This window comes from Barnesiella sp. ET7 (assembly GCF_024733785.1).
Taxonomy (GTDB): Bacteria; Bacteroidota; Bacteroidia; order Bacteroidales; family Barnesiellaceae; genus Barnesiella; species Barnesiella merdigallinarum.
In genome coordinates this window covers 1-1,430 of the sequence record NZ_JANRHM010000049.1, presented here as the reverse complement: position 1 = coordinate 1,430, position 1,430 = coordinate 1, and the positions used below count along the sequence as shown (strand labels likewise).

The 1,430-nt window shown below is 46.2% G+C and carries 2 protein-coding genes; both read left to right on the top strand.

Annotation, left to right across the window (positions count from 1 at the left end; translation table 11 throughout):
* Positions 1–73: 73 nt before the first annotated feature.
* Positions 74–415: a hypothetical protein gene (locus NW211_RS13790; protein ID WP_258328262.1), complete on the top strand. Its 342-nt coding sequence runs from the start codon at positions 74–76 to the stop codon at positions 413–415.
* A gap of 58 nt (positions 416–473) precedes the next feature.
* On the top strand, positions 474–1,394 hold the full coding sequence (locus NW211_RS13785; protein WP_206422469.1) for a transposase: 921 nt from the start codon (positions 474–476) through the stop codon (positions 1,392–1,394).
* The last annotated feature ends 36 nt before the right edge of the window (positions 1,395–1,430 follow it).

Genomic DNA, 1,430 nt, shown 5'->3' with positions numbered 1-1,430 from the left:
GGGATCAACGTAAAAACCTGAGGAGTAAACCGTATAAAATCGTATCTTTGCGAACAATGAATCAGCAACAGATATGGAAAGCAACGGCTATCGTCTCCTTCTTCCCGAAGGGACATTGGATTATTTTATCATCTCGGATGTAAAGGAAAGCAGTACGGAAATAGTAATATATCTGGAAGAGAAAAACGAAGTCCCTGAAGAACATTCAAAAATGAAAGTGGAAAGCAAGGGATTTTATGATCCTGTAGTGGTTCAGGACTTTCCGGTTCGTGGCAAGAAACTTTTCCTGAATATCCGCCGTCGCAGATGGATTGTGAAGGAAGAAGGCCGTTATGTAAGCCGCAACTGGAAGCTGATTGCAGAAGGGAGCCGTATGACGCAAGAATTTGCGTCTTTTTTAAAAGAACTATATTGATACACTTCCGGTAAGCTGCAAGCTTTTGGGATTCCTCTTCGGCGTGGACGGAGATCTTCTGGAGCGTCAGTACCGCAACCACTTGAGCGGTTACAAGAGCTGGGACCAGCTCCCCCATGCCGAAGAATGGATTCTTTTCGAGAAGAATATCGGTCCGTATGTGGGAATTGATGAGGTCAACCTTTCACAGGGAGAACTCTACACAATCCTGATAAACAAGGAGAGAAGAGGAGGATTGGGAAGTATCATTGCCATCATAAAGGGTACCGATGTAAGGATCGTCACATCCGTCCTGCTGAAGCTCTCCAGACGCAGGCGGTTTCAGGTCAGGGAGATAACCCTCGATATGGCTCCGAACATGGAGCAGACGGCACGAATCTGCTTCCCTGCCGCACGCCGTGTCACAGACCGCTTCCATGTCCAGAAACTGGCTTATGAAGCGGTTCAGGAAATGAGAGTGAAGGCACGCTGGGAAGCCCTGGATGAGGAATCCATACAGATAGCACATGCCAAAGCTTGCGGGAAAATCTATCATGCTCCGGTATTCGAGAACGGGGATTCGAGAAAGCAGCTGCTGGCAAGAAGCATCTATCTTCTCTATAAGAAGGAATCTTTATGGACCGAATCACAGCGTGTACGAGCCAAAATCCTCTTCAGAGAATATCCCGAGATAAAGAAGGCCTACTATCTTTCCATGAGACTCGGGCTGATATATCACCAGTGCAAGCATAAGGATACCGCATTGACAAGACTTGCCAGATGGTATGACGAGGTGGACAAATCGGGCTTCCTGGCTTTTGGCAGAGTGGCAAGATCCATACAGACACATTATCTGGAAATCATTAACTTCTTTGAGAGGCGTTCCACAAACGCGGCTTCTGAATCCTTCAATGCCAAAATAAAGAGCTTCCGTTCGCAGTTCAGAGGAGTAAAGGATAAGGCGTTCTTCTTGTTCAGACTAGCTAAAATTTATGCTTAATCTTATGAATCCCTCAGGTTTTTACGTTGATCCAAA

Coding starts and splice junctions, on each gene's coding strand:
- NW211_RS13790 (WP_258328262.1), top strand. CDS start 74: ATGGAAAGCAACGGCTATCGTCTCCTTCTTCCCGAAGGGACATTGGAT.